The organism is Pseudomonas sp. MF08817 (assembly GCF_059862705.1).
Genome location: NZ_JCBCUY010000015.1, coordinates 49,042 through 70,647, shown reverse-complemented (window position 1 = coordinate 70,647; position 21,606 = coordinate 49,042). Strand labels below are relative to the sequence as shown.

At 63.1% G+C, this 21,606-nt stretch carries 20 protein-coding genes and 1 pseudogene; 8 read left to right on the top strand and 13 right to left on the bottom strand.

Going from position 1 to position 21,606, the window contains the following annotated elements; genetic code table 11:
• Positions 1–8: 8 nt before the first annotated feature.
• From ssuD to AC19YR_RS11485, 5 genes are all read right to left on the bottom strand, one after another.
• Entirely contained in the window at positions 9–1,157 is a 1,149-nt protein-coding gene (gene ssuD, locus AC19YR_RS11505; protein WP_095108743.1) for an FMNH2-dependent alkanesulfonate monooxygenase, read from the bottom strand.
• A 25-nt stretch (positions 1,158–1,182) separates the two neighbouring features.
• Positions 1,183–2,151, bottom strand: coding sequence for a sulfonate ABC transporter substrate-binding protein (locus AC19YR_RS11500; RefSeq protein ID WP_500598490.1), 969 nt, complete (start codon positions 2,149–2,151; stop codon positions 1,183–1,185).
• Positions 2,152–2,241: 90 nt separating this feature from the next.
• On the bottom strand, positions 2,242–2,835 hold the full coding sequence (ssuE, locus tag AC19YR_RS11495; RefSeq protein ID WP_500598489.1) for an NADPH-dependent FMN reductase: 594 nt from the start codon (positions 2,833–2,835) through the stop codon (positions 2,242–2,244).
• A gap of 220 nt (positions 2,836–3,055) precedes the next feature.
• The gene (locus AC19YR_RS11490) at positions 3,056–3,694 is read right to left on the bottom strand and encodes a peroxiredoxin (protein ID WP_095108740.1); all 639 of its coding nucleotides are present in this window, start codon (positions 3,692–3,694) and stop codon (positions 3,056–3,058) included.
• Between the two features lie 236 nt (positions 3,695–3,930).
• Entirely contained in the window at positions 3,931–5,262 is a 1,332-nt protein-coding gene (locus AC19YR_RS11485) for an OprD family porin (RefSeq protein ID WP_095108739.1), read from the bottom strand.
• A gap of 345 nt (positions 5,263–5,607) precedes the next feature.
• Between AC19YR_RS11485 and tauA the strand changes: the two genes are divergently transcribed.
• Positions 5,608–6,594, top strand: coding sequence for a taurine ABC transporter substrate-binding protein (tauA, locus tag AC19YR_RS11480; protein WP_500598487.1), 987 nt, complete (start codon positions 5,608–5,610; stop codon positions 6,592–6,594).
• 126 nt (positions 6,595–6,720) lie between these two features.
• Here tauA and argA read toward each other — a convergent pair whose 3' ends face one another.
• Positions 6,721–8,019, bottom strand: a complete 1,299-nt coding sequence (argA, locus tag AC19YR_RS11475; RefSeq protein WP_095108737.1) for an amino-acid N-acetyltransferase — start codon at positions 8,017–8,019, stop codon at positions 6,721–6,723.
• 132 nt (positions 8,020–8,151) lie between these two features.
• Positions 8,152–9,300 carry an acetylornithine deacetylase gene (gene argE / locus AC19YR_RS11470; RefSeq protein ID WP_095108735.1) on the bottom strand — a complete coding sequence of 383 codons (1,149 nt, stop codon included), beginning with the start codon at positions 9,298–9,300 and terminating at the stop codon, positions 8,152–8,154.
• A 157-nt stretch (positions 9,301–9,457) separates the two neighbouring features.
• Here argE and AC19YR_RS11465 point away from each other — a divergent pair, with 157 nt between their 5' ends.
• Together AC19YR_RS11465 and bcsQ are read left to right on the top strand one after the other, a co-directional pair.
• Positions 9,458–10,825, top strand: a complete 1,368-nt coding sequence (locus AC19YR_RS11465; protein WP_500598485.1) for a CYTH domain-containing protein — start codon at positions 9,458–9,460, stop codon at positions 10,823–10,825.
• A gap of 302 nt (positions 10,826–11,127) precedes the next feature.
• On the top strand, positions 11,128–12,051 hold the full coding sequence (gene bcsQ, locus AC19YR_RS11460; protein WP_500598483.1) for a cellulose biosynthesis protein BcsQ: 924 nt from the start codon (positions 11,128–11,130) through the stop codon (positions 12,049–12,051).
• Positions 12,052–12,054: 3 nt separating this feature from the next.
• Here the strand turns inward: bcsQ and AC19YR_RS11455 are convergent, their stop codons facing one another.
• Positions 12,055–12,519 carry an Lrp/AsnC family transcriptional regulator gene (locus tag AC19YR_RS11455; protein WP_095108731.1) on the bottom strand — a complete coding sequence of 155 codons (465 nt, stop codon included), beginning with the start codon at positions 12,517–12,519 and terminating at the stop codon, positions 12,055–12,057.
• Positions 12,520–12,645: 126 nt separating this feature from the next.
• On the opposite strand from AC19YR_RS11455, the gene AC19YR_RS11450 reads away from it, so the two are divergent.
• The 5 genes from AC19YR_RS11450 (at position 12,646) to AC19YR_RS11430 (ending at position 16,765) form a co-directional block, all read left to right on the top strand.
• Positions 12,646–12,981 carry an ACT-like domain-containing protein gene (locus tag AC19YR_RS11450; protein ID WP_095108729.1) on the top strand — a complete coding sequence of 112 codons (336 nt, stop codon included), beginning with the start codon at positions 12,646–12,648 and terminating at the stop codon, positions 12,979–12,981.
• A 117-nt stretch (positions 12,982–13,098) separates the two neighbouring features.
• Positions 13,099–14,907 carry a type IV pilus assembly ATPase TfpB gene (gene tfpB / locus AC19YR_RS11445; RefSeq protein WP_500598480.1) on the top strand — a complete coding sequence of 603 codons (1,809 nt, stop codon included), beginning with the start codon at positions 13,099–13,101 and terminating at the stop codon, positions 14,905–14,907.
• Between the two features lie 94 nt (positions 14,908–15,001).
• On the top strand, positions 15,002–15,922 hold the full coding sequence (locus AC19YR_RS11440; RefSeq protein ID WP_095108727.1) for an SPFH domain-containing protein: 921 nt from the start codon (positions 15,002–15,004) through the stop codon (positions 15,920–15,922).
• 10 nt (positions 15,923–15,932) lie between these two features.
• A complete protein-coding gene (locus AC19YR_RS11435; RefSeq protein ID WP_095108726.1) occupies positions 15,933–16,382 on the top strand; it encodes an NfeD family protein in 450 nt (149 codons plus the stop codon).
• Positions 16,383–16,450: 68 nt separating this feature from the next.
• Complete coding sequence (locus AC19YR_RS11430; RefSeq protein WP_095108725.1) at positions 16,451–16,765, top strand: DUF2388 domain-containing protein; 315 nt, start codon at positions 16,451–16,453, stop codon at positions 16,763–16,765.
• A gap of 51 nt (positions 16,766–16,816) precedes the next feature.
• On the opposite strand, the pseudogene AC19YR_RS11425 reads toward AC19YR_RS11430, so the two are convergent.
• From AC19YR_RS11425 to AC19YR_RS11405, 5 genes and pseudogenes are all read right to left on the bottom strand, one after another.
• Positions 16,817–16,911: pseudogene (locus AC19YR_RS11425) on the bottom strand (hypothetical protein); the annotation flags it as partial.
• Between the two features lie 129 nt (positions 16,912–17,040).
• Positions 17,041–17,424 carry a glycine cleavage system protein GcvH gene (gene gcvH / locus AC19YR_RS11420; protein ID WP_095108724.1) on the bottom strand — a complete coding sequence of 128 codons (384 nt, stop codon included), beginning with the start codon at positions 17,422–17,424 and terminating at the stop codon, positions 17,041–17,043.
• A 52-nt stretch (positions 17,425–17,476) separates the two neighbouring features.
• A complete protein-coding gene (gene gcvT / locus AC19YR_RS11415) occupies positions 17,477–18,559 on the bottom strand; it encodes a glycine cleavage system aminomethyltransferase GcvT (protein WP_095108723.1) in 1,083 nt (360 codons plus the stop codon).
• A gap of 153 nt (positions 18,560–18,712) precedes the next feature.
• Positions 18,713–20,329, bottom strand: coding sequence for an ABC transporter permease (locus AC19YR_RS11410; protein WP_095108721.1), 1,617 nt, complete (start codon positions 20,327–20,329; stop codon positions 18,713–18,715).
• Positions 20,330–20,493: 164 nt separating this feature from the next.
• A complete protein-coding gene (locus AC19YR_RS11405; protein ID WP_500598478.1) occupies positions 20,494–21,495 on the bottom strand; it encodes an extracellular solute-binding protein in 1,002 nt (333 codons plus the stop codon).
• Between the last annotated feature and the right edge of the window lie 111 nt (positions 21,496–21,606).

Here is a 21,606-nt window from a genome sequence, read left to right as displayed (position 1 = left end):
GCCACGCCTCAGCTCTGGGACGCGGCTTTGGGGAGGATGTCGTTGGCCACCATCTCACCGAACGGGCTCACGTAGCCGCCGGTTTTCGGCACCTCGGGGCGTTCCACATCCAAGTGCGGGAACAACAGCTCGGCCACGCGGTACGACTCTTCCAGGTGCGGGTAGCCAGAGAAAATAAAGGTGTCGATGCCCAGCGCCGCGTATTCCTTGACCCGCGCCGCCACGGTCGGGCCATCGCCCACCAGCGCCGTGCCGGCACCGCCGCGCACCAGGCCCACGCCCGCCCACAGGTTGGGGCTGACCTCCAGGTTGTCGCGGCTGCCGCCGTGCAGCGCGGCCATGCGTTGCTGGCCCACCGAGTCGAAGCGCGCTAGGGACGCCTGGGCACGGGCGATGGTGTCTTCGTCCAAGTGGGAGATGAGTTTGTCGGCGGCTTTCCAGGCCTCTTCGTTGGTTTCCCGCACGATCACATGCAAGCGGATACCGAAGCGCACGGTGCGCCCCAGCTTGGCGGCCTTGGCGCGCACTTGCTCGATTTTCTCCGCCACGGCTGCCGGCGGTTCGCCCCAGGTCAGGACCATTTCCACCTGCTCGGCGGCCAAGTCCTGGGCCGCCTCCGAGGAACCGCCAAAGTACAGCGGCGGGCGCGGTTGCTGGATCGGCGGGTAGAGCAATTTGGCGCCTTTGACGCTGATGTGCTGGCCGTCGTAGTCCACGGTTTCGCCTTCGAGTACGCGGCGCCAGATGCGGGTGAACTCCACCGAGGCCTGGTAGCGCTCTTCGTGGCTGAGGAATAAGCCATCGCCGGCCAATTCTTCCGGGTCGCCGCCCGTCACCAAGTTGAACAACGCCCGGCCGCCGGACAAACGGTCCAGGGTCGCGGCCTGACGCGCCGCCACCGTCGGCGAAATGATCCCCGGGCGCAGGGCCACGAGGAATTTCAGGCGCTGGGTCACCGGGATCAGCGACGCGGCCACCAGCCAGGAGTCCTCGCAGGACCGCCCGGTGGGAATCAGCACCCCACCAAAGCCCAGGCGATCGGCCGCTTGCGCAACCTGCTGCAAGTAACCGTGATCCACGGCGCGAGCGCCTTCGGCGGTGCCAAGGTAATGGCCGTCGCCGTGGGTAGGCAGGAACCAGAAAATATTGAGGCTCATGGAGTGGTCTCCTAAGGAAGGCGAATTAAGGCGCTGTGGCCACGGCCGCGGGCGGCGTCCAGATCACGTCTTTGATGGTCAGCGGTTTGGGGATCAGCTTGAGCTGGTAGAAGGCGTCGGCGATTTTCTGTTGCGCGGCGACCACCTCGGGGGTGAGGAACAACGCACCGTAGCCCTGGCGCTTGACCGACGTCAGGGTGATGTCGGCCGGCAGGCCCAACAGCGGCGCGACTTGCTGGGTCACCTCTTCAGGGTTGGCCTTGGACCATTCGCCCACGGCGCGCACTTCTTCGACCAGGGCCTTTATCACGTGCGGGTGTTTTTCGGTGTAAGGCTTGGTGGCCAGGTAGAACTGGTGGTTATCGACGATGCCGCTGCCGTCACGCAGGGTGCGCGCTTGCAGTTGCTGCTCGGCGGCAGCCTGGTACGGGTCCCAGATCACCCAGGCGTCGACGCTGCCCCGCTCGAACGCGGCGCGGGCATCGGCGGGCGGCAGGAACACGGTCTGGATATCGGTGTACTTGAGGCCCGAATCCGCCAGGGCGCGCACCAGCAGGTAATGCACGTTGGAGCCTTTGTTGAGCACCACTTTCTTGCCCTTGAGGTCTTGCACCGATTGGATCGGCGAGCCCTTGGGCACCAGGATGGCTTCGCTGGTGGGGGCTGGCGGCTCGTAGGCGACGTAGAGCAAGTCGGCGCCGGCAGCCTGGGCGAACACGGGTGGGGTTTCGCCGGTCACGCCAAAGTCGATAGAGCCCACGTTAAGCCCTTCGAGCAATTGCGGGCCGCCGGGGAATTCGGTCCAGTGCACCTCGACGCCTTGGGCGGCGAGGCGTTTTTCCAGGGTGCCCTTGGCTTTGAGCAGCACCAGGGTGCCGTACTTCTGATAGCCAATACGCAGGGTTTCGCCCGCTTGGGCTTGAACGATGGCGCCGAAGGACACAGCCGCAGCAAACAGCGCGACCAGACCGCGACGCAAAATTACAGGGCGCATGGCGCTCTCCTATTTGCGGTTGGGTAGTGGTTGCGCCTGCTGAGCCGTTAGCGGCCAAGTAAGGCGAGGTAAAGCGGTATTGGGTAAGGCTCAAATGCTCCAGCGAGCACTCAACAAACGTTCATTCAGCAACCGCGGGTCAAGGGGCTTGGGCCGCCGCGCCAGGGCGCTGTAGAACTGCTCCAGGGCCTCGTGCAAGCGTTTTTCCAGCACCGGCACCAGTTGCGGTTGCGCGCTGCCTTCGCCGTAGGCGATCTGGCTGTCCTCGGCAAAGATGCCGTGGAGCATCTCTTGGGCCTTGAGCGCCGACAGCACCGGTTTGAGCGCGTAATCCACCGCCAGCATGTGGGCGATGCTGCCGCCGGTGGCCATGGGCAGCACCACTTTGTGGCTCAGGGCGCGTTCGGGCAGCAGGTCCAGGATGGTCTTGAGCGCACCGGCGAACGAGGCCTTGTACACCGGCGTGGCAATCAGCAAGCCATCGGCATTTTCAATCTGTTGCAGCAGGTCGATGACCTTGGGGCTGTCGAACCGCGCGTGGAGCAAGTCTTCGGCCGCAAAGTCGCGCACCTGATAACTCACCACCTCCACGCCCTGTTGCTGCAGCCAGCGTTTGGAGAGATCCAGCAGCACTCCGGAACGGGAGCGTTGGCTGGGGCTGCCACCGATAGAGACGACCAGCATGCAGATAATTCCTCAGGGTTATGGCGATTCGCCGTGGGCGATCTCGCTGCGATGGACAGACCTTAACAGGTGTTTTTTATATCCATAAATCATATTTATTCATTTGTTTATTCTTTAAATGAATATGCAAATGGCTTTCTAGCCCCCATAAAAAAAGGCCGCGTAAACGGCCTGAAATCCCCTGCTTTGTGGATAAGTTCGCCCCCACCTGGCGTCCAGCTCAGCGGTTAGGCTGCGGCGTCAGGCGCAGGTACGGCTTCACTGCGCGGTAGCCCTTGGGAAAGCGCTTCTTGATTTCGTCTTCGTCCTTGAGCGAGGGCACGATCACCACCTCGTCGCCGTCCTGCCAATTGGCCGGGGTGGCGACTTTGTAGTGGTCGGTCAGTTGCAGCGAGTCGATCACCCGCAGGATTTCGTGGAAGTTGCGCCCGGTGCTGGCTGGGTAGGTGATGGTCAGGCGAATCTTTTTATTCGGGTCGATGACGAACAGCGAGCGCACGGTCAGGGTGTCGCTGGCGTTGGGGTGGATCAGGTCATAAAGGTCGGAAACCTTGCGGTCGGCATCGGCCAGGATCGGGAAGTTGACGATCGTGTTCTGCGTCTCGTTGATGTCCTCGATCCAGCGGTGGTGCGAGTCCACCGGGTCCACGGACAAGGCAATGGCCTTGACGCCGCGTTGGGCGAATTCGTCCTTGAGCTTGGCGGTGAACCCCAGCTCTGTGGTGCACACCGGGGTGAAGTCCGCCGGGTGGGAAAACAGCACGCCCCAGCTATCGCCCAGCCACTCGTGGAAGCGGATGGTGCCGGCGCTGGAATCCTGTTCAAAGTCGGGGGCGATATCGCCGAGTCGAAGGCTCATGGTGGTGCTCCTGGTGAGTGCGGTTTGAGCCTACTGTGCCTGCCAGGGAATTTATTTAAAAAGAATAAATATCGATTTATTTAGATCATAAAAGAATATTAAAAGGTGGCCAGAAGGGCCCGATGTCCGCGCGCCATCCGCCCGCGAAAAAGGCTGGCAGGGTTGGGAGAAAGAGGCGCGAGAGCAAGTGAAACGCCCCGCCCGGCATGGCGCCGGGCGGGGGTTTTGAAGCGGGGTTACAGGATCGGCAGGGTGTAGCTGACGATCAGACGGTTTTCGTCTTGGTTACGCGCCACGTCGGAACGCAGGGAAGCGTTTTTCCACGCCAGGCCCACGCCCTTGAACGTACCTTCGGGCACCACGTAGCCGAGGTTGAAGTCGCGTTCCCACTCGCCCTTGTCGCCGGCCGAGGTCGCCACGTTGTCGCCCTTGAGGTAGATCACAGAAGTGGTCAGGCCAGGCACGCCGATAGCGGCGAAGTCATAGGCGTACTGAGCCAGCCAGGTGCGCTCGCCGGCACGCTGGAACTTGCCGATCTGGGAGTCGGTAATCAGGTAGGCCGAAGCACCGTCACCCTGGTTCAGGAACGGGAAGTCGCTGGTGCCGTTGACGCGCTGGTAGCCGGCGCTGACCGCGTGGCCTTGCAGGCTATAGGTGAACTTGGCGCTCCAGGTACGGTTGTCCACTTCACCACCGTTGTTCTGGTAGCCGCTGGAACGGTAGCCGGCCAAGCGACCTTCCTGGTTGCCGTTCTTGCCGTCGGAGCTGCTGTTGAAGTAACGCAGGTCGCTCTTGATCGCGCCCACTGGCAGTGCCCAGTTGTGGGTCAGGCCCAGGAAGTGCTGTTTGTAGAAATCTTCCAGGTTGCCGTAGTAGTACTGGGCAGTCAGGTCTTTGGTGATTTTGTAGTCACCACCGGCGAAGTAGAACTCGTTGCTGCGCTTGTTCGAGGTCTTGGTGGTGGTGGCGCCGTTGGAGCCCGCGATGGTCAGCGAGTCGTTGTTGGTCGAGTTACGACCTTTGGCGTGTTCCAACTTACCGCCGACCAGGGTCAGGTTCTCGATGTCGTTGGAGGTGATCTGGCCACCCTCGAAGGTCTGCGGCAGCAGGCGACCATCGTTGGAAGTCACCACCGGCAGTTTTGGCAGCAGGGTGCCCAGGCGCAGTTCAGTCTTGGACACCTTGACCTTGGCGGTCAGGCCCAGGCTGCTGAAATCGTCCACGGCACGGCCGTCGCTGTCACTTGGGAACACCAGGCCGCCCTTGCCCGCGCTGTTGGCGTTGTAGTGCGTGCCCTTGCCCGAATCGAGCTTGACGCCGTACAGGCCGATGGCGTCCACACCAAAGCCCACAGTGCCTTGGGTGTAGCCGGAAGCGAAGTTGAAGATGAAACCTTGGCCCCATTCTTCCTGTTTGGAAGGATTGGCGGTGCCATCACGGTTATCTGAGTTGATGTAGAAGTTGCGGGCAGTGATGCTCGCCTTGCTGTCTTCGATAAAACCGGCGGCGCCAGCTTGCTGTGCCAACACCCCAACGGCAACAGCCAGGGCCAACGTGGACTTGTTCATGTTTCGCTCCTCTCGTTTCTAATTCTTGTGTTCTTTGGTCCTGGGTCTGAAGCCCGGGATCCACAGATGCGCGATTAGCGCCAGACCGTGACTGATAAGTCAATCGTAACCACTTATGTCTACGACCAAGGTCTAACCGCTGCCAATTCGCCCCTAGGGTAATGAGTTTTCCATAAACCCAAAAAGAATTGTTTCGTTCTTTTTCATACCTTTCTGGAATAAAGCAAAACGGGCCGAATAAAAGCGTATCGGCACATAAGCTAATTCTTAAAAGATATTTATTAGACGTTTTTTAGATCGCTTAGCTTTGACGTAAATCAATTCCGTCAAAAAAGGCGCGCCATCATGGCCAAACCCGTCGTTCTGAGTCAATTTGCCACCCTTTTCGCCTCGCTGGCCGTGGCGTTTGCCGCCCATGCTGCCGACCTCACCGTGGGCTATCAAACCGGCATCGACCCCAGCAAAGTCCCCCAGGCCGATGGCCTGTACGAGAAAACCACCGGCCAGGCGATCGACTGGCGCCGCTTCAACAGCGGCCCGGAGGTGGTCGCAGCCATTGCCTCGGGGGATGTGCAAATCGGCAACCTGGGCTCCAGCCCCCTGGCCGCCGCCGCGTCACGCAATGTGCCGATCGTCACCTTTCTGGTGGCCGCGCAGATCAACGCCGCCGAGGCCCTGGTGGTGCGCAACGGCAGCGGCATCGACAAACCCCAAGACCTGATCGGCAAGACCATCGCCACGCCGTTCGTGTCCACCTCCCACTACAGCCTGCTCGGCGCCCTCAAGCATTGGGGCCTGAGCACCTCGCAAGTAAAAGTGGTGAACCTGCAACCGGCGCAGATTGCCGCAGCCTGGAAGCGCGGCGACATCGACGGCGCGTTCGTTTGGTCGCCAGCCCTGGGGGAAATCCGCAAAAACGGCAAGACCCTGACCGACGCCGCCCAAGTCGGCCAATGGGGCGCACCGACGTTTGAGGTGTGGGTGGCGCGCAAGGATTACGCCGAGAAGCACCCCGAGGTGATTGCCCAATTCGCCAAAGTGACCTTGGATGCGTTCGCTGACTATGCAGCGAACAAAGCCAGCTGGACGGCCGAATCGGTGCCTGTACAAAAAATCGCCAAACTGACCGGCGCCAACGCCGCCGACATCCCTGAATTGCTCGCCGGCTCCACCTTCCCCGACGCCCAGGCGCAAAAAAGCAGCGCGCTGCTGGACGGCGGCACGGCCAAGGCAATTGGCGAAACGGCCAGGTTTCTCAAGGAACAAGGCAAGGTCGAAACGGTGCTGCCCGACTATGGGCCGTATGTGAGTGCGAAGTTCATCGCGCATTGAGGGGCAATCGGCCTCTAGGGGCGCGAGCCTGCTGGCGATAACCGAGTGCCAGCCAACGAGGATGTTGGCGGGTAGAGCGTCATCGCGAGCAGGCTCGCTACCAGAGGAACCGAACTCGGCCTTCTATCAAAGTGCCTTTTCGAAGATCTTCGAGTTGCGCTGGTAGTTGTACAGCGACGCCCGCGCCGAGGGCAGGCGTTCGACGCTGCTGGGCACGAAGCCGCGTTCGCGGAACCAATGGGCGGTGCGGGTGGTGAGCACGAACAGGGTTTTGAGGCCCTGGGCCCGGGCGCGGCTTTCGATGCGCTCGAGCAATTCGTCGCCGCGCCGACCGTGGCGATATTCCGGGCTGACCGCCAGGCACGCCAGTTCGCCGGCGTCCGAGTCGGCGATCTGATACAGCGCCGCGCAGGCGATAATCATGCCCTCGCGCTCGACCACGCTGAACTGCTCGATTTCCCGTTCCAGCACTTCCCGCGAGCGGCGCACCAAAATCCCCTGTTCTTCCAAGGGGCTGATGAGGTCCAGCAAGCCACCGACGTCTTCGATGGCCGCCTCGCGCACCAACTCGAATTGCTCCTGGGCCACCAGGGTGCCACCGCCGTCACGGGTGAATAGCTCGGTCAGCAGCGCGCCATCTTCCACATAACTGACGATATGGCTGCGGGCCACACCGCCACGGCAGGCCTCGGCGGCCGCGTCGAGCAATTCGCCCTGGTAGTTGCTGCCCAGGCGCGCCAGGTGCGCGGGCACCTGTTGCGGGCGCAGCTCGCGCACCAAGCGGCCATCAGCGTCGATCAGGCCGGTGTCGGCGCCAAACAGCAGTAATTTGTCGGCACCCAGGTCGATGGCGGCGCGGGTAGCCACGTCTTCGCAGGCGAGGTTGAAGATTTCCCCGGTGGGCGAATAGCCCAACGGCGACAGCAGCACGATGGAGCGCTCGTCCAGCAGGCGATTGATGCCCTTGCGGTCAACCCGGCGCACCTCACCGGTATGGTGGTAGTCGACGCCTTCAAGCACGCCGATGGGCCGCGCGGTGACCAGGTTGCCGCTGGCCACCCGCAGGCGCGAGCCCTGCATGGGCGAGGCGGCCATGTCCATGGACAGCCGCGCTTCAATGGCGATGCGCAACTGGCCCACGGCGTCGATCACGCATTCCAGGGTCGCGGCGTCGGTGATGCGCATGCCGTGATGGTAATGGGGGATCAGGCCGCGGGCGGCGAGGCGGGTTTCGATCTGCGGGCGCGAGCCGTGGACCAGCACCAAACGCACGCCCAGGCTGTGCAGCAGCACCAGGTCGTGGACGATATTGCCGAAGTTGGGATGCTCGACGCCATCACCGGGCAGCATCACCACAAAGGTGCAGTCGCGGTGGGCATTGATGTAGGGAGACGCGTGACGAAGCCAATTGACGTATTCGGGCATGACCTGAACCTGTAATAAAAAGCAGCCGAAAAAAGGGTGGGCACAAAACGCACAGCGGGCTGTTGGTTATCGTCGGAACAGGCTTGGCAACACGCGCACTCTCCTTGGGGTCGGGGGCTGGCAACCGGCGGATCAGGCCGGGGTCAGGCAGTAGTGTTGGATCAGTTGACGTAATAGATGCACGGTAGGCTGCAAACGTGACATTTCGAGGTATTCCCCCGGTTGGTGGGCGCAGGCGATATCGCCCGGGCCGAGCACCAGCGTCTCGCAGCCAAGGCGCTGAAGATAAGGTGCTTCGGTGCCAAACGCTACTGCTTGCGCGCGATGGCCGGTTAGACGTTCGGCCAGTTGCACCAGCTCGGCGTCTTCGCGTTGCTCGAAGGGCGGCACTTCGGGGAACAGCGGCGCGTAGTCGATTTGCACCTGATGCCGCTCGGCCACCGGTTCAAGCTTCTGCCGGATGGCCGCGCGCAGGGCGGCCGGGTCCATGCCCGGCAAGGGCCGCAGGTCGAATTCCAGGGAGCATTGGCCGCAGATGCGGTTGGGGTTGTCGCCACCGTGGATGCAGCCGAAGTTGAGCGTCGGCTGGGGCACCGAGAACTGTGGGTTGCGGTATTCGCGCTGCCACGCCAGGCGCAGGCCGCGCAGTTCGCCCATGGCGTCGTGCATGGCTTCCAGAGCACTGTGGCCCAGGCGCGGGTCGGAGGAATGGCCGCTGCGTCCGAGGATGTCGATGCGCTCCATCATCACCCCTTTGTGCAAGCGGATCGGCTTGAGCCCGGTCGGCTCGCCGATCACCGCCGCACGGCCCAGGGGCCGACCCGCCTCGGCCAGGGCACGGGCGCCGGCCATGGAGCTTTCTTCATCGCAAGTGGCGAGGATCAGCAGCGGCTGCTTGAAGGGTTGGCCCAACAGCGGCAACACCGCCTCGATGGCCAGAGCGAAAAACCCTTTCATATCGCAACTGCCCAGGCCTACCCAGCGGCCGTCGATTTCCGTCAGTTTCAGCGGATCGGTCTGCCACAGCGCTTCGTCGAAAGGCACAGTGTCGCTATGCCCGGCCAGCACCAGGCCACCGGGGCCACTGCCGTAACTGGCCAACAGGTTGAACTTGCCCGGGCTGACCTGCTGGAGCTCACAAGCAAAACCCAAATCACCCAGCCAGGTGGCAAGCAGGTCGATCACGCCACGGTTGGACTGGTCCAGGTGCGCCTGGGTACAACTCACCGAGGGCGCGGCAATCAGCGCAGCGAACTGGTCTTTCATCGACGGCAAAGGCATGCGCGGGCTCCTGGAAGGCAATGAGTCTCATCATAGTGCCATCTTCGCCGCACAATAAACCGTTGGCCGACCCTGGGCCGGCGAGTCCTGTACACTGCACGGCCTTGGCAGCCACACATTCCCTCCGGCTGCGCTCCCGATCCTGGATTTTCCGGCCATGCACAAAGAAACCGAAATCAAACTGCGCGTCAGCCGCGAAACCCTCGCTGCCCTGCGCGAGCACCCGTTACTGAAAAAACGCAACAAAAGTGGCTGGGAACGCCGTGAGTTGATGAACCAATACTTCGACACCCCCGAGCGCGACCTGGCCCAGGCCAAGGTGGCCCTGCGCCTGCGCAAGGATGGCGAGGCCATCATCCAGACCCTCAAAACCCGCGGGCAAAGCGTTGCAGGCCTGTCAGAGCGCAACGAATACAACTGGGACCTGCCCAAAGCCAAGCTCGACGTGAAGAAACTCGACGGCGAATGCTGGCCCGAGCAATTGGCCGAGCTGGACAAAAAAACCCTCAAGCCGATCTTCACCACCGACTTCGTGCGCGAGCGCGCGGAAATCGCCTGGGGCCGTGGCAAGGCCAAGGTGGTGATCGAAGCAGCCCTGGACCTGGGCCTGGTGATCGCCGGTAAACAGAAAGAAGAAATCTGTGAGCTGGAGCTGGAACTGCGCGAAGGCGAACCCAGCGCCCTGCTGGAGCTGGCCGCCGAACTGGCCGCCACCCTGGCGCTGATGCCGTGCGACATCAGCAAGGCCGAGCGCGGCTATCGCCTGATCGACGCCAACAGCTATTCCCTGAGCCTGCCGGCACCACAACTGAGTGCCGAAACGCCGTTGGACGACGCCTTCGCCGCCCTGAGCTGGCACTTGCTGGGCAGCAGCCAGCGCCTGGCCGAGCAATATCGCTTCAATGGCCACTGGCGCCTGTTACAGGACTGGGTGGACAACCTCGCCGAAATGCGCGCCCTGATCGCCAGCCTCGGCCAGGCTGCGCCGCGCCAGGCCACCAGCGAACTGCGCCTGGCCCTGGACGCCCTGCTCGAAGACTGGCGCCCGCTGGTCCAGGCCGGGCAAGACGACGAAGACGTGCGCAAAGCCGCGCCGGAGCAGTTCCTCGAAGAACTCCAGGACCCGCGCTGGGGCCAGTTCTCCCTCAACGCCTCGCGCTGGCTGCTGGCCCGCACCTGGACCGCCGAGCGCAACACCCGTGGCAACCGCCAGGGCGCCGCGCAGTTGAGCAGTTGGCTGCCGCGCCTGCTGGGCGACGAAGCCGTGGCCCTGCAACTGCAACGCTACCAGCAGCAACCCGAAGACCTGGCCGAGCAACTGCCGCGCATCGAGCGCATCCAGGCCTGGTTGCACCACGCCCGCCACGTGCTGGAAATCCCGGAACTGGATCGCCTCTACGGCGAGCTGAATAAGTTGCAGCAACTGGCCAACGAGCCAATCACCGAAGAGTCCCTGGACGTGCGCAAGCATCAGGCCATTGCGGTGTACCAAAACCGCGCCTGGAAAACCCTGCTGCGCCTCTAAGCGCAGGGTTTTGAAAAAGGGCAGTGCCAGGGACGATCGCCCTGCACTGCCCTTTTTTGTAACGGTTGGCCGCCGTCGTGGGGCTGAATGACAGGTCACCGACCGTCAAATAAACGCCATATTTATGACAACTTACCGTTCGTCGGATTTGATCCGATAAAAACAACAAAATAATGACACTGTCACGCTGATATCACAGAGTACTCGTACAAAAAAAATGGACATTGACACTGCCGGTCTCCGGACGCTCTTTGCCCATTTTTTGCTTTTAAGTGACTGACGATTAACCAGGAAGAACCAGCGTGAAGCGTGAGGACAACATGACCCATCCCGGGGCCAGCAACACTGAGTGCCCGCAAGCCACGCCCGTTGACCTACGCCCGCCGACCGCCGCGCGCACACCTGCCGCCCCGCGCACCAACGCCTTCGGCCAACCCCTTGAACCTGCACCCGGCGCCCTTAAGGCCCGCGTCATCGTTGTCACCTCGGCCCGCCCCAACGTGGGCAAGACCACCCTGGTGGCAGCGCTGGCCAGTTCCCTGCAACTGCCACGCGGGCAAACCTTCGCTCTCGACCTGGACCCGAAAAACGCCCTGGCTGCACGGCTCGGTGCCACCGCCACCGCCACAGGCCTGATCCACACCCAGCAGCACGGGAAAAACTGGCGCGACGCTAGCCTGGGCGGGTTCGCCGACAGCCGCGTGCTGGCCTTTGGCAACGCCACCTGCGAGCAACAACGCGACTTGGAAAAGCACCTGCGCCAAGACCCTCTCTGGCTCGCCCGGCAACTGGCGGCGATGAACCTTGAGGAACGCGACCTGGTCATCATCGACACCCCCGCCGGCGAATCGCCCTACCTCAGCCAAGCCCTAGGCCTGGCCGACAAAGCCTTAGTGGTGACCCTGGCCGACACCTCGTCCTACCGCTACGCCAACTACATGGAACGCCTGTTGCTGCCGTATCTGGAGCAGGACAACCCGCCGCAGAGCTACTTCGTCATCAACCGCGTCGACATCACCAGCTCCTTCAACCTGGACATGTGCCAAGTGCTGAAAAAACGCCTGGGCCGGCAACTGCTGGGCGTGGTGCACTGCGACCCGGTTATCCGCCTGGCGGGCAGCGAGGGCCGCGACCCACTGGAACAGGTGCCCCACAGCCGCGGTTGCAGCGACCTGCTCAACATCACCGGCGCCCTTTACGAGCAACTGTTGGTGCCAACGCTCTAGGCCTCACACCGGCAGGCAGGTGGTGGACTTGATCTCAGAGAGGGCAACGATCGAGTTGACCTCCTGAATGCCCGGCACCATGGACAGTTTTTCGAAGAAAAACCGTTCGTAGGCCTCGATATCGGCGGTGACGATGCGCAACAGGAAGTCCACTGCGCCCATCAGCACATAACACTCCAGCACCTCGGGAAAACCGCGAATGGCGTCGGTGAACTCGGTGAAGTTGGAGCGCCCGTGGGCGTTGAGTTTGACCTCGGCGAATATCTGCGTGTTGAGGCCGATTTTCTTGCGGTCCAGCAGCGTCACCTGGGCGCGAATCACACCCTCCTCCTTGAGCCGCTGAATCCGCCGCCAGCACGGCGACTGCGACAACCCCACCTGCTCAGCGATCTGCGCGCTGGAGAGCGAGGCGTCTGCCTGAAGCAGCGCCAGGATGCGGCGGTCGTAGGCGTCCAGTTCGCTATGCATATAAAAACCCCCGATCAGCAATTTTAAGAATTGAACAAGTCGTACACACCCTAGATAGGCCGATCATAGGCAAGAAAAACCACCAAACCCATGTAAATATTTCTCCCACCATTGAGGAGACCCGCCGTGCCCCCGCTCGAAGCCGTCCACACCACCACCCGCGCCGACGCCTGGCACGTGGGCAACGCCCATTGCCGGGCGCGCTACCACCTGCTGGCCGAGGCCGAACCCGACGTGCTGTGCCGGGTGCTCAACCATTTCGCCTTGCAGTGCCTGACGCCCTGCCAGGTGGGTGCCGTGCGCGAAGACGACCTGCTGGCCATCGATATCGAGGTCGATGGTTTGAGCTGGCACCGGGCCCAGGTGATCGGGGAAAAACTCCGCAACCTGATTAGCGTCTACACGGTGACCCTGGAAAAAACCGAGGCGACCTGGGCTGAACCTGCGCACGCGGCGGGGTAAGTACCGTCGGAAAACTCCCGCAACGCTTGAGTCGCAGGCGTACAGCACAGCGCCATCGACCACGGCTAGTCTTGGATACCTAGCTCGCTGGCGAGCGCATTCCAGGAGGGAATTCCCATGCCCGCTACACGCCATGGCCAGGATCGCTGGCTGGACCTCAATGACCTGCTGCGCGATCTAGTCGCCCAAGGCCTGCTCAGCCAGCCCGATGCCGAACGTACCCTCGCCGCCCGCCACGACAGCAGCGCCCAGACGCAACACCCGTTGGAATTTATCGCCGCCCAACAATTGGCCGACCCGCGCCTGCCCGGCCAACACCTGGGCCTGGAGCAACTCACCGCGTGGCTCGCCCGCCAAGCGCAGCAGCCGTACCTGCGCCTCGACCCGCTGAGCATCGACGTCGCCGCCGTCACGCCGCTGATGTCCTACACCTTCGCCCAGCGCCACCGCATCCTCGCAGTGGCCGTCGATGCCGACGCCGTGACCGTGGCCAGCGCCCAGCCCTACCTCCACGCCTGGGAGGCGGACCTGGCCCATGTGCTCAAGCGGCCGATCCGCCGCGTGGTGGCCAACCCTGTCGAGATCCAGCGCCTGACCCTGGAGTTCTACCGCTTGGCCAAATCCGTCAGCGGCGCCAACGACCACACCGGCAACGCCCCGGCCAGCTTCGAGCAACTGCTCAACCTGGGCGCCAACGACCAGGAACCGGACGCCAACGACAGCCATATCGTCAATATCGTCGATTGGCTGTTCCAGTACGCCTTTGCCCAGCGCGCCAGCGATATCCACCTCGAGCCGCGCCAGCAGCAGGGCAGCGTGCGCTTTCGCATCGATGGCATCCTGCACACCGTCTATCAGTTCCCGCCCCACGTGCTGATGGCCGTGGTCAGCCGCCTCAAGAGCCTGGGGCGGATGAACGTCGCACAAAAGCGCCAGCCCCAGGATGGCCGGGTCAAGACCCGCACCCCCGAGGGCAGCGAGGTGGAGTTGCGCCTGGCCACCCTGCCCACCGCATTCGGCGAAAAACTGGTAATGCGCATCTTCGACCCCCAGGTGCTGCTCAAGGATTTCGAGCAACTGGGCCTCGGCCCCCAGGACCTGCAACGCTGGCAGCCGATGATCCGCCAGCCCCACGGCATCATCCTGGTCACCGGCCCCACCGGCTCGGGCAAGACCACCACGCTCTACACCACCCTCAAGCAGTTGGCGAACAGCGAAATCAACCTGTGCACCATTGAAGACCCGATAGAAATGGTCGAACCGGCCTTCAACCAGATGCAGGTGCAGGCCAACATCGACCTGACCTTCGCCAGCGGCATCCGCGCGCTCATGCGCCAAGACCCGGACATCATCATGATCGGTGAGATCCGCGACCTGGAAACCGCTGAAATGGCGATCCAGGCCGCGCTGACCGGACACCTGGTGCTCTCCACCCTGCACACCAACGATGCGCCCAGCGCCATCAGCCGCCTGCTGGAGCTGGGTGTGGCGCCTTACCTCATCCGCGCGACGCTGCTGGGAGTCATGGCTCAACGCCTGCTGCGCAGCCTCTGCCCGCACTGCAAGCAGCCCTTGAGCCTGGAGCCCCTGGCCTGGGACAACCTGGTGCAACCCTGGCAAATGCCGGTGCCGGACGGCGCCCACCGCGCCGAAGGCTGCCTGGAATGCCGGCACACCGGCTACCGCGGGCGCGCCGGAATCTACGAAATCATGCCCATGAGCAACGCCCTCAAGGCCCTGGTGCATACCGACCTCGACCTGCTGGCCCTGCGCCGCCAGGCGCTGAAGGAAGGCATGCGCAGCCTGCGCCTGGCCGGTGCGCAAAGCGTTGCCCGGGGCCTGACCACCCTGGAAGAAGTGCTGCGGGTCACGCCCCAGGCCGAACCGGCGACGGGCGAAGCCGAGGGCTTTTGTGTGGCGGGATGATGCTAGCCGTATGAACGGGTTCTTCTGCTTTAAACACCTCGCTACAATCACACCCCTCGCGTGCACTTGATTAAAACTTGAACAGGGAACGGTTATGCAAATCGGTACAGTGCTTCTGCTTTTCGTCGGCTTGGCCATCGCCATCGTCTTCATGGGTTTCAAAGTGGTGCCCCAGGGCTACCAATGGACCGTCGAGCGCTTCGGCCGCTACACCAACACCCTCAAGCCAGGCCTGAACATCATCATCCCGGTCATGGACCGCATCGGGCGCAAGATCAACGTCATGGAAAGCGTGCTGGACATCCCGCCCCAGGAAGTCATCACCGCCGACAACGCCACCGTGCAGATCGACGCCGTGTGCTTCTTCCAGGTGGTCAACACCGCCCAGGCCGCCTACGAGGTGAACAACCTCGAACACGCCATCCGCAACCTGCTGCAAACCAACATCCGTACCGTGCTCGGCTCCATGGAGCTGGACGCCATGCTCAGCCAGCGTGACGGTATCAACGAAAAACTGCTGCGCACCGTCGATGAAGCGACAGCGCCGTGGGGCATCAAGATCACCCGGATCGAGATCAAGGACATCAGCCCGCCCGCCGACCTGATGGCCGCCATGTCCGGGCAGATGAAAGCCGAACGGGTCAAGCGCGCACAAATCCTCGAAGCCGAAGGCCTGCGTGCCGCCGCGATCCTGACCGCCGAAGGCAAGAAGCAGGCGCAGATCCTCGAAGCCGAGGGTGAACGTCAGGCAGCATTCCTCGAATCCGAAGCCCGCGAGCGCCAGGCCGAAGCCGAAGCCCGCGCCACCCAGGTGGTGTCCGAAGCCATCGCCACCGGCAACGTGCAAGCGATCAACTACTTCGTCGCGCAAAAGTACATCGATGCCCTGGGCAAACTGGCCTCGGCCAACAACAGCAAAGTGATCCTGATGCCACTGGAAGCCAGCCAGGTGATTGGCGCGGTGGGCGGCATCGGCGAGATCGTCAAGGCCACCTTCGACAGCAAGAAGGCCTGAGGCCAACGCCATGTGGGAATTCCTGCAACAACTGTCGTTCTGGGACTGGCTGGCGCTGGGCACCGTGCTGTTGATCCTCGAAGTGTTCGGTGCCGGCGGCTACCTGCTGTGGATCGGCCTCGCCGCCGCCGCGGTTGGCGTGCTGACGTTCCTGATGCCCGAGCTGTCCTGGGAAATGCAGTTCCTGTTGTTTGGCCTGCTCTCGGTGCTGACCGCCCTGTACTGGTGGCGACGCCAGCGCAGCGCGGTGCGCGCCAGCGACCAGCCCAACCTCAACCTGCGCGGCCAGGAACTGATCGGCCGCACCTTCACCGTGCATGAAGCCATTACCGGCGGGCGCGGCAAGATCAAGGTCGCGGACAGTGTGTGGATGGCCAAGGGCCCGGACGCACCCGTCGGCGCCCAGGTGCGAGTTATCGCACAGGATGGCGTCATTCTTCAGGTAGAACGCATCGACTGATGGCAACGGAACTCCACTGGGCTATCGAGCATCAAACCCTTCAGATAACCCAGCTGGAGTCACCCATCATGCGTCTCAAAATTGCTGTCGCCACCCTTGCCCTGCTGTCCCTTCCTGTCGGTTCGGCAATGGCCGACAGCTTCTGGCGTAACGTCATTTCCTCAGGCGCCACCACTGGCTCCACCTACCTGACCTTCAAGGATCACAAGCTGATCGTCGCCGCCCAGGATGACGCCGGCAGCTTCGTGGCCAGCGACGGTGGTATCCGCGGGCCGTACCTGGAAGCCGCCATGCAGAAAGTGCGTGCCGACAACCCAGGCCTGGCCGCCACAGACATGGAACTGGCCAACGCCATCCTGGCCAAGAACGCCGTCGCCGAGTAAACCCGCGACACCCGATGAAAAAAACCGCTCTCGATGAGCGGTTTTTTGTGCCTGGCGGTAATCCTCCAGCGGCACACAGGCGCAGAACAAATGGCGGTCGCCCGGTTCACCGTCGGCCAGTACTTGTGGGCCCTGGCGTGGGGCGATGCAGCGCAGCCCAAACAACCTAGTAATAAGCGGGCCCGCCCGCGCCCGGCGGCAAAATCGTCGCCGGGGCCTGCGTGCAAAAAGCAAAAAGCCCCGACAGGTCGGGGCTTTGGGGTGCCGCGTGGGGCTTACTCGCCGAGAACGGCTTTGTAGCCAGCAGCGTCCAGCAACTTGTCCAGCTCACCTTTGTCGCTCGGCTTGAGCTTGAAGATCCACGAATCATAGGGCGCGCTGTTAAGCAATTCAGGCTCGCCAGTGAGCGCCTCGTTGACCGCGATCACTTCGCCGGCCACCGGGGCATAGATGTCGGAAGCGGCTTTCACCGACTCAACGACACCGGCCTGATCGCCCGCCGCGAACACCTTGCCGATTTCGGCCAGCTCCACGAACACCACATCGCCCAAGGCTTCCTGGGCGTGGTCGCTGATCCCGACGGTCACCGTGCCATCAGCTTCCAGGCGGGCCCATTCGTGACTTTCAGCAAACCGTAGATCGACAGGGATATTGCTCATATTCGGTGTCCTCAAGAAGAAATGTCAGCGGCTGATACCCGCCAATAGGGAGTTAGATCAAGGCTTTGCCGTGCCGCACAAACGTGGGCTTGACCACACGAACCGGATACCACTTGCCACGGATTTCCACTTCGCCACGGTCAGCGGTCGCCATCGGCACGCGGGCCAGGGCAATCGACTTGCTAAGCGTAGGGGAGAAACTACCACTGGTGATCTCACCTTCGCCAACATTGGCGATGCGCACCACCTGATGGGCACGCAGAACACCGCGTTCTTCCAGCACCAGGCCCACCAGTTTAGTCGCCACGCCAGCGGCTTTTTCGGCCTCTAGGGCGCTGCGCCCGATGAAATGACGGCTGGCCGGCTCCCAGGCGATGCTCCAGGCCATGTTGGCCGCCAGCGGCGAGACGTCCTGGTGGATGTCCTGCCCGTAGAGGTTCATGCCGGCCTCCAGGCGCAGGGTGTCACGGGCGCCAAGGCCGATGGGGGAAATGCCGGCGCCCACCAGGTCGTTGAAAAACCCCGGGGCCTGGTCGGCCGGCAGGAGGATCTCCAGGCCATCCTCGCCGGTGTAACCGGTGCGGGCGATGAACCAGTCGCCATCGGCGTGGCCTTCAAAGGGTTTGAGTTGCTGGATCATGGCGGCGCGGGGCTGGCTCACCAGTTCGGCGATCTTGTGCCGGGCATGGGGCCCCTGGATCGCCAGCATCGCCAACTCGGTACGCTCATGCAGTTGCACCTGGTAGGCGCCCAGTTGCGCGTGCATCCAGGCCACGTCCTGGTCGCGGGTCGCGGCGTTGACCACCAAGCGGTAACCCTCGTCGAGACGGTAGACGATCATGTCGTCCACCACGCCGCCACGCTCGTTGAGCATGGCGCTGTACAAGGCAGAGCCGGTGCTGTGCAGGCGTTCGACGTCATTGGCCAGCAAATGCTGGAGCCACGCCTTGGCCTGGGGGCCGGCGACGTCGATCACGGTCATGTGGGATACATCGAAAACCCCGCAGTCACGGCGCACCTGGTGGTGCTCCTCGACTTGCGAGCCGTAATGCAAAGGCATATCCCAACCGCCAAAATCGACCATCTTCGCGCCGAGGGCGAGATGAAGGTCATACAGAGGCGTGCGCTGTCCCATGGGTTTCTCCTTCCGGGCGTGGCGAAGGTGCGCGGGCGCTGTGCTGGCAAAAGCCCCGCAATACAGGGCTTGCGACGGCTTTCAGCGACCCGGCCGGTCAGGCGGACCGCACCGAATGCGGCGCATTGTAGCCGCAAGGTGTAGGACTAGCACCTAGCCCGTTCGATGCGCCGAGCGGCGGATCAATCCGATCACCGGTAACAGGCCGACCAAAACCAGGGTCAGGGCCGGCAACGACGCCCGCGCCCACTCGCCCTCGCTGGTCATCTCGAACACCCGCACCGCCAGGGTGTCCCAGCCGAACGGGCGCATCAGCAGGGTGGCGGGCATTTCCTTGAGCACATCGACGAACACCAGCAGCGCCGCACTCAGGGTGCCGGGCAGCAACAACGGCAGATACACTTTGAAAAACAGTCGCGGCCCACTGACACCCAGGCTACGTGCCGCTTCGGGCAATGACGGGCGGATTCGCCCCAGGCTGTTCTCCAGCGGCCCGTAGGCCACTGCGATAAAACGCACCAGATACGCCAGCAACAGCGCCGCCAGGCTGCCCAGCAGCAATGGCTTACCGGCACCGCCCAGCCAGGACGAGGCCGGGATCACCAGCACGCGGTCCAGGTAGCTGAACGCCAGCATGATCGACACCGCCAGCACCGAACCCGGCAAGGCGTAGCCCAGGTTCGCCAGGCTGACCCCGGAACGAATCGCCCGGGTCGGCGCCAGGCGCCGGGCGAAGGCCAGCACCAGGGCCACGCTGACGGTAATCAACGCAGCCATAGCGCCCAAGTACAGGGTGTGGCTGATAAGGGCAGCGTAGCGTTCGTCGAGGTCGAGGCGCCCGCGTTGCCAGAACCACACCAGCAATTGCAGCATGGGGATGACGAACGCACAGGCGAACACCAACAGGCACCAACCGCTGGCGGCCAGGGCCTTGAAGCCGCGCAGGTGATACAACGCCTTGCCCCGCGGGCGCTCGTTGCTGGCGCGGCTGGCGCCCCGGGCGCGGCGTTCGCCGTAAAGCACCAGCATCACCGCCAGCAACAGCAGGCTGGCCAGCTGAGCGGCGCTGGAGAGGCTGAAAAAGCCGTACCAGGTCTTGTAGATGGCCGTGGTGAAGGTATCGAAATTGAACACCGACACGGCGCCGAAATCCGCCAGGGTTTCCATCAGCGCCAGCGCCACCCCCGCGCCAATGGCCGGGCGCGCCATGGGCAGGGCCACGCGCCAGAACGCTTGCCACGGCGATTGGCCGAGCACCCGCGCCGCTTCCATCAGGCCCTTGCCCTGGGCCAGGAACGCCGTGCGCGCCAACAGGTAAACGTAGGGATAGAACACCAGCACCAGCACCAGGATCACCCCGCCGGTGGAGCGCACCCGCGGCAGGTGCAGGCCCGTGCCGAACCACTCGCGCAGCAGGCTTTGCACCGGCCCCGAGAAATCCAGCAGGCCGACAAAGACAAAGGCCAATACATAAGCGGGGATGGCGAAGGGCAGCATCAATGCCCAGTCCAGCCAGCGCCGGCCGGGGAACTCACAGAGGCTGGTCAACCACGCCAGGCTCACCCCCAGCAGCGTCACACCCACGCCCACCCCCAGCACCAGCGTCAGGGTGTTGCCCAGCAGGCGCGGCATCTGGGTTTGCCACAGGTGCGACCAGATCTGCGTATCGACCGACTGCCACGACAGCAGCAGCACACTCAGCGGCAGCAACACCAGCGCGGCGACGGCAAAAACCAGGGGATACCAGCGGCGTTGGGCGGGATGGGCCAAGAAAAAACTCTCTCAGAGGGCGGACTGGGGAGCGGCACAAAACACTGTGGGAGCGAGCCTGCTCGCGATACGCGTGGCTCAGTCAACCAAGGTTTCGGCTGACTGGCCGCTATCGTGAGCAGGCCCGCTCCCACACGGGCATTACGCTGCGCTACAGATTGTACTCAGTTCCAGCCAGCGCGATCCATCAGGCGGATGGCTTGCGCCTGGCGCTTGCCGGCGACTTCCACGGGCAGCGAATCGGCGGTGAACTTGCCCCACCCCGCCACTTCGGCGGACGGTGCCACGGCCGGGTTGGCCGGGAATTCTTGGTTCACGTCGGCGAAGATTTTCTGCGCTGGGGCGGTGGTCATCCACTCCACCAGGGCCTTGGCCGCTGCCGGGTGCGGCGCGTGCTTGGTCAGGCCGATGCCCGACAGGTTCACGTGTACGCCGCGATCAGCCTGGTTGGGCCAGAACAGTTTCACGCCCAGGTCCGGCTTCTGCTTGTGCAGGCGCCCGTAGTAGTAGGTGTTGACGATGCCCACGTCGCACTGCCCGGCGTTGATCGCCTCCAGTACCGCGACGTCGTCGGAGAACACATCGGTAGACAGGTTGTTGACCCAGCCCTTGATGATTTCCTCGGCCTTGGCCTCGCCGTGGGTTTCGATCAGGGTGGCGGTCAGCGACTGGTTATAGACCTTTTTCGCGGTGCGCAGGCACAGGCGCCCTTCCCACTGTTTATCAGCCAGGGCTTCGTAGGTGGTCAGTTCACCGGGTTTGACCCGCGCGGTGGAGTAGGCGATGGTCCGCGCCCGCAGGCTCAGGCCGGTCCAGGCGTGGCTGGACGCGCGGTATTGCTTGGGAATGTTGGCGTCGATCACCGGCGAGGTGAACGGTTGCAGGATGCCCATCTGCTCGGCCTGCCACAGGTTGCCGGCGTCAACGGTGAGCAGCAGGTCGGCGGTGGCGTTTTCACCCTCGGCCTTGATGCGCTGCATCAGCGGCGCTTCTTTGTCGGTGATGAACTTGATCTTGACCCCGGTTTCCTGGGTGTAGGCGTCAAATACCGGTTTGATGAGTTCGTCGATGCGCGAGGAGTAGACCACCACCTCGTCGGCCGCCTGGGCGGTGGTGCCAATCAGGGTCAGTGCGAGGGCAGTGAGCAGGCGCTTGGGTGCCAACATGGGAGCGGTCTCTCGTAGTCAGGAGGGGGTCAAATGATAAGGACTCACATTTACGTTCTCAATCGATCACTGAGCCCAGGCGTTACTGGATGTTGCAGGACCCGCAGTGTC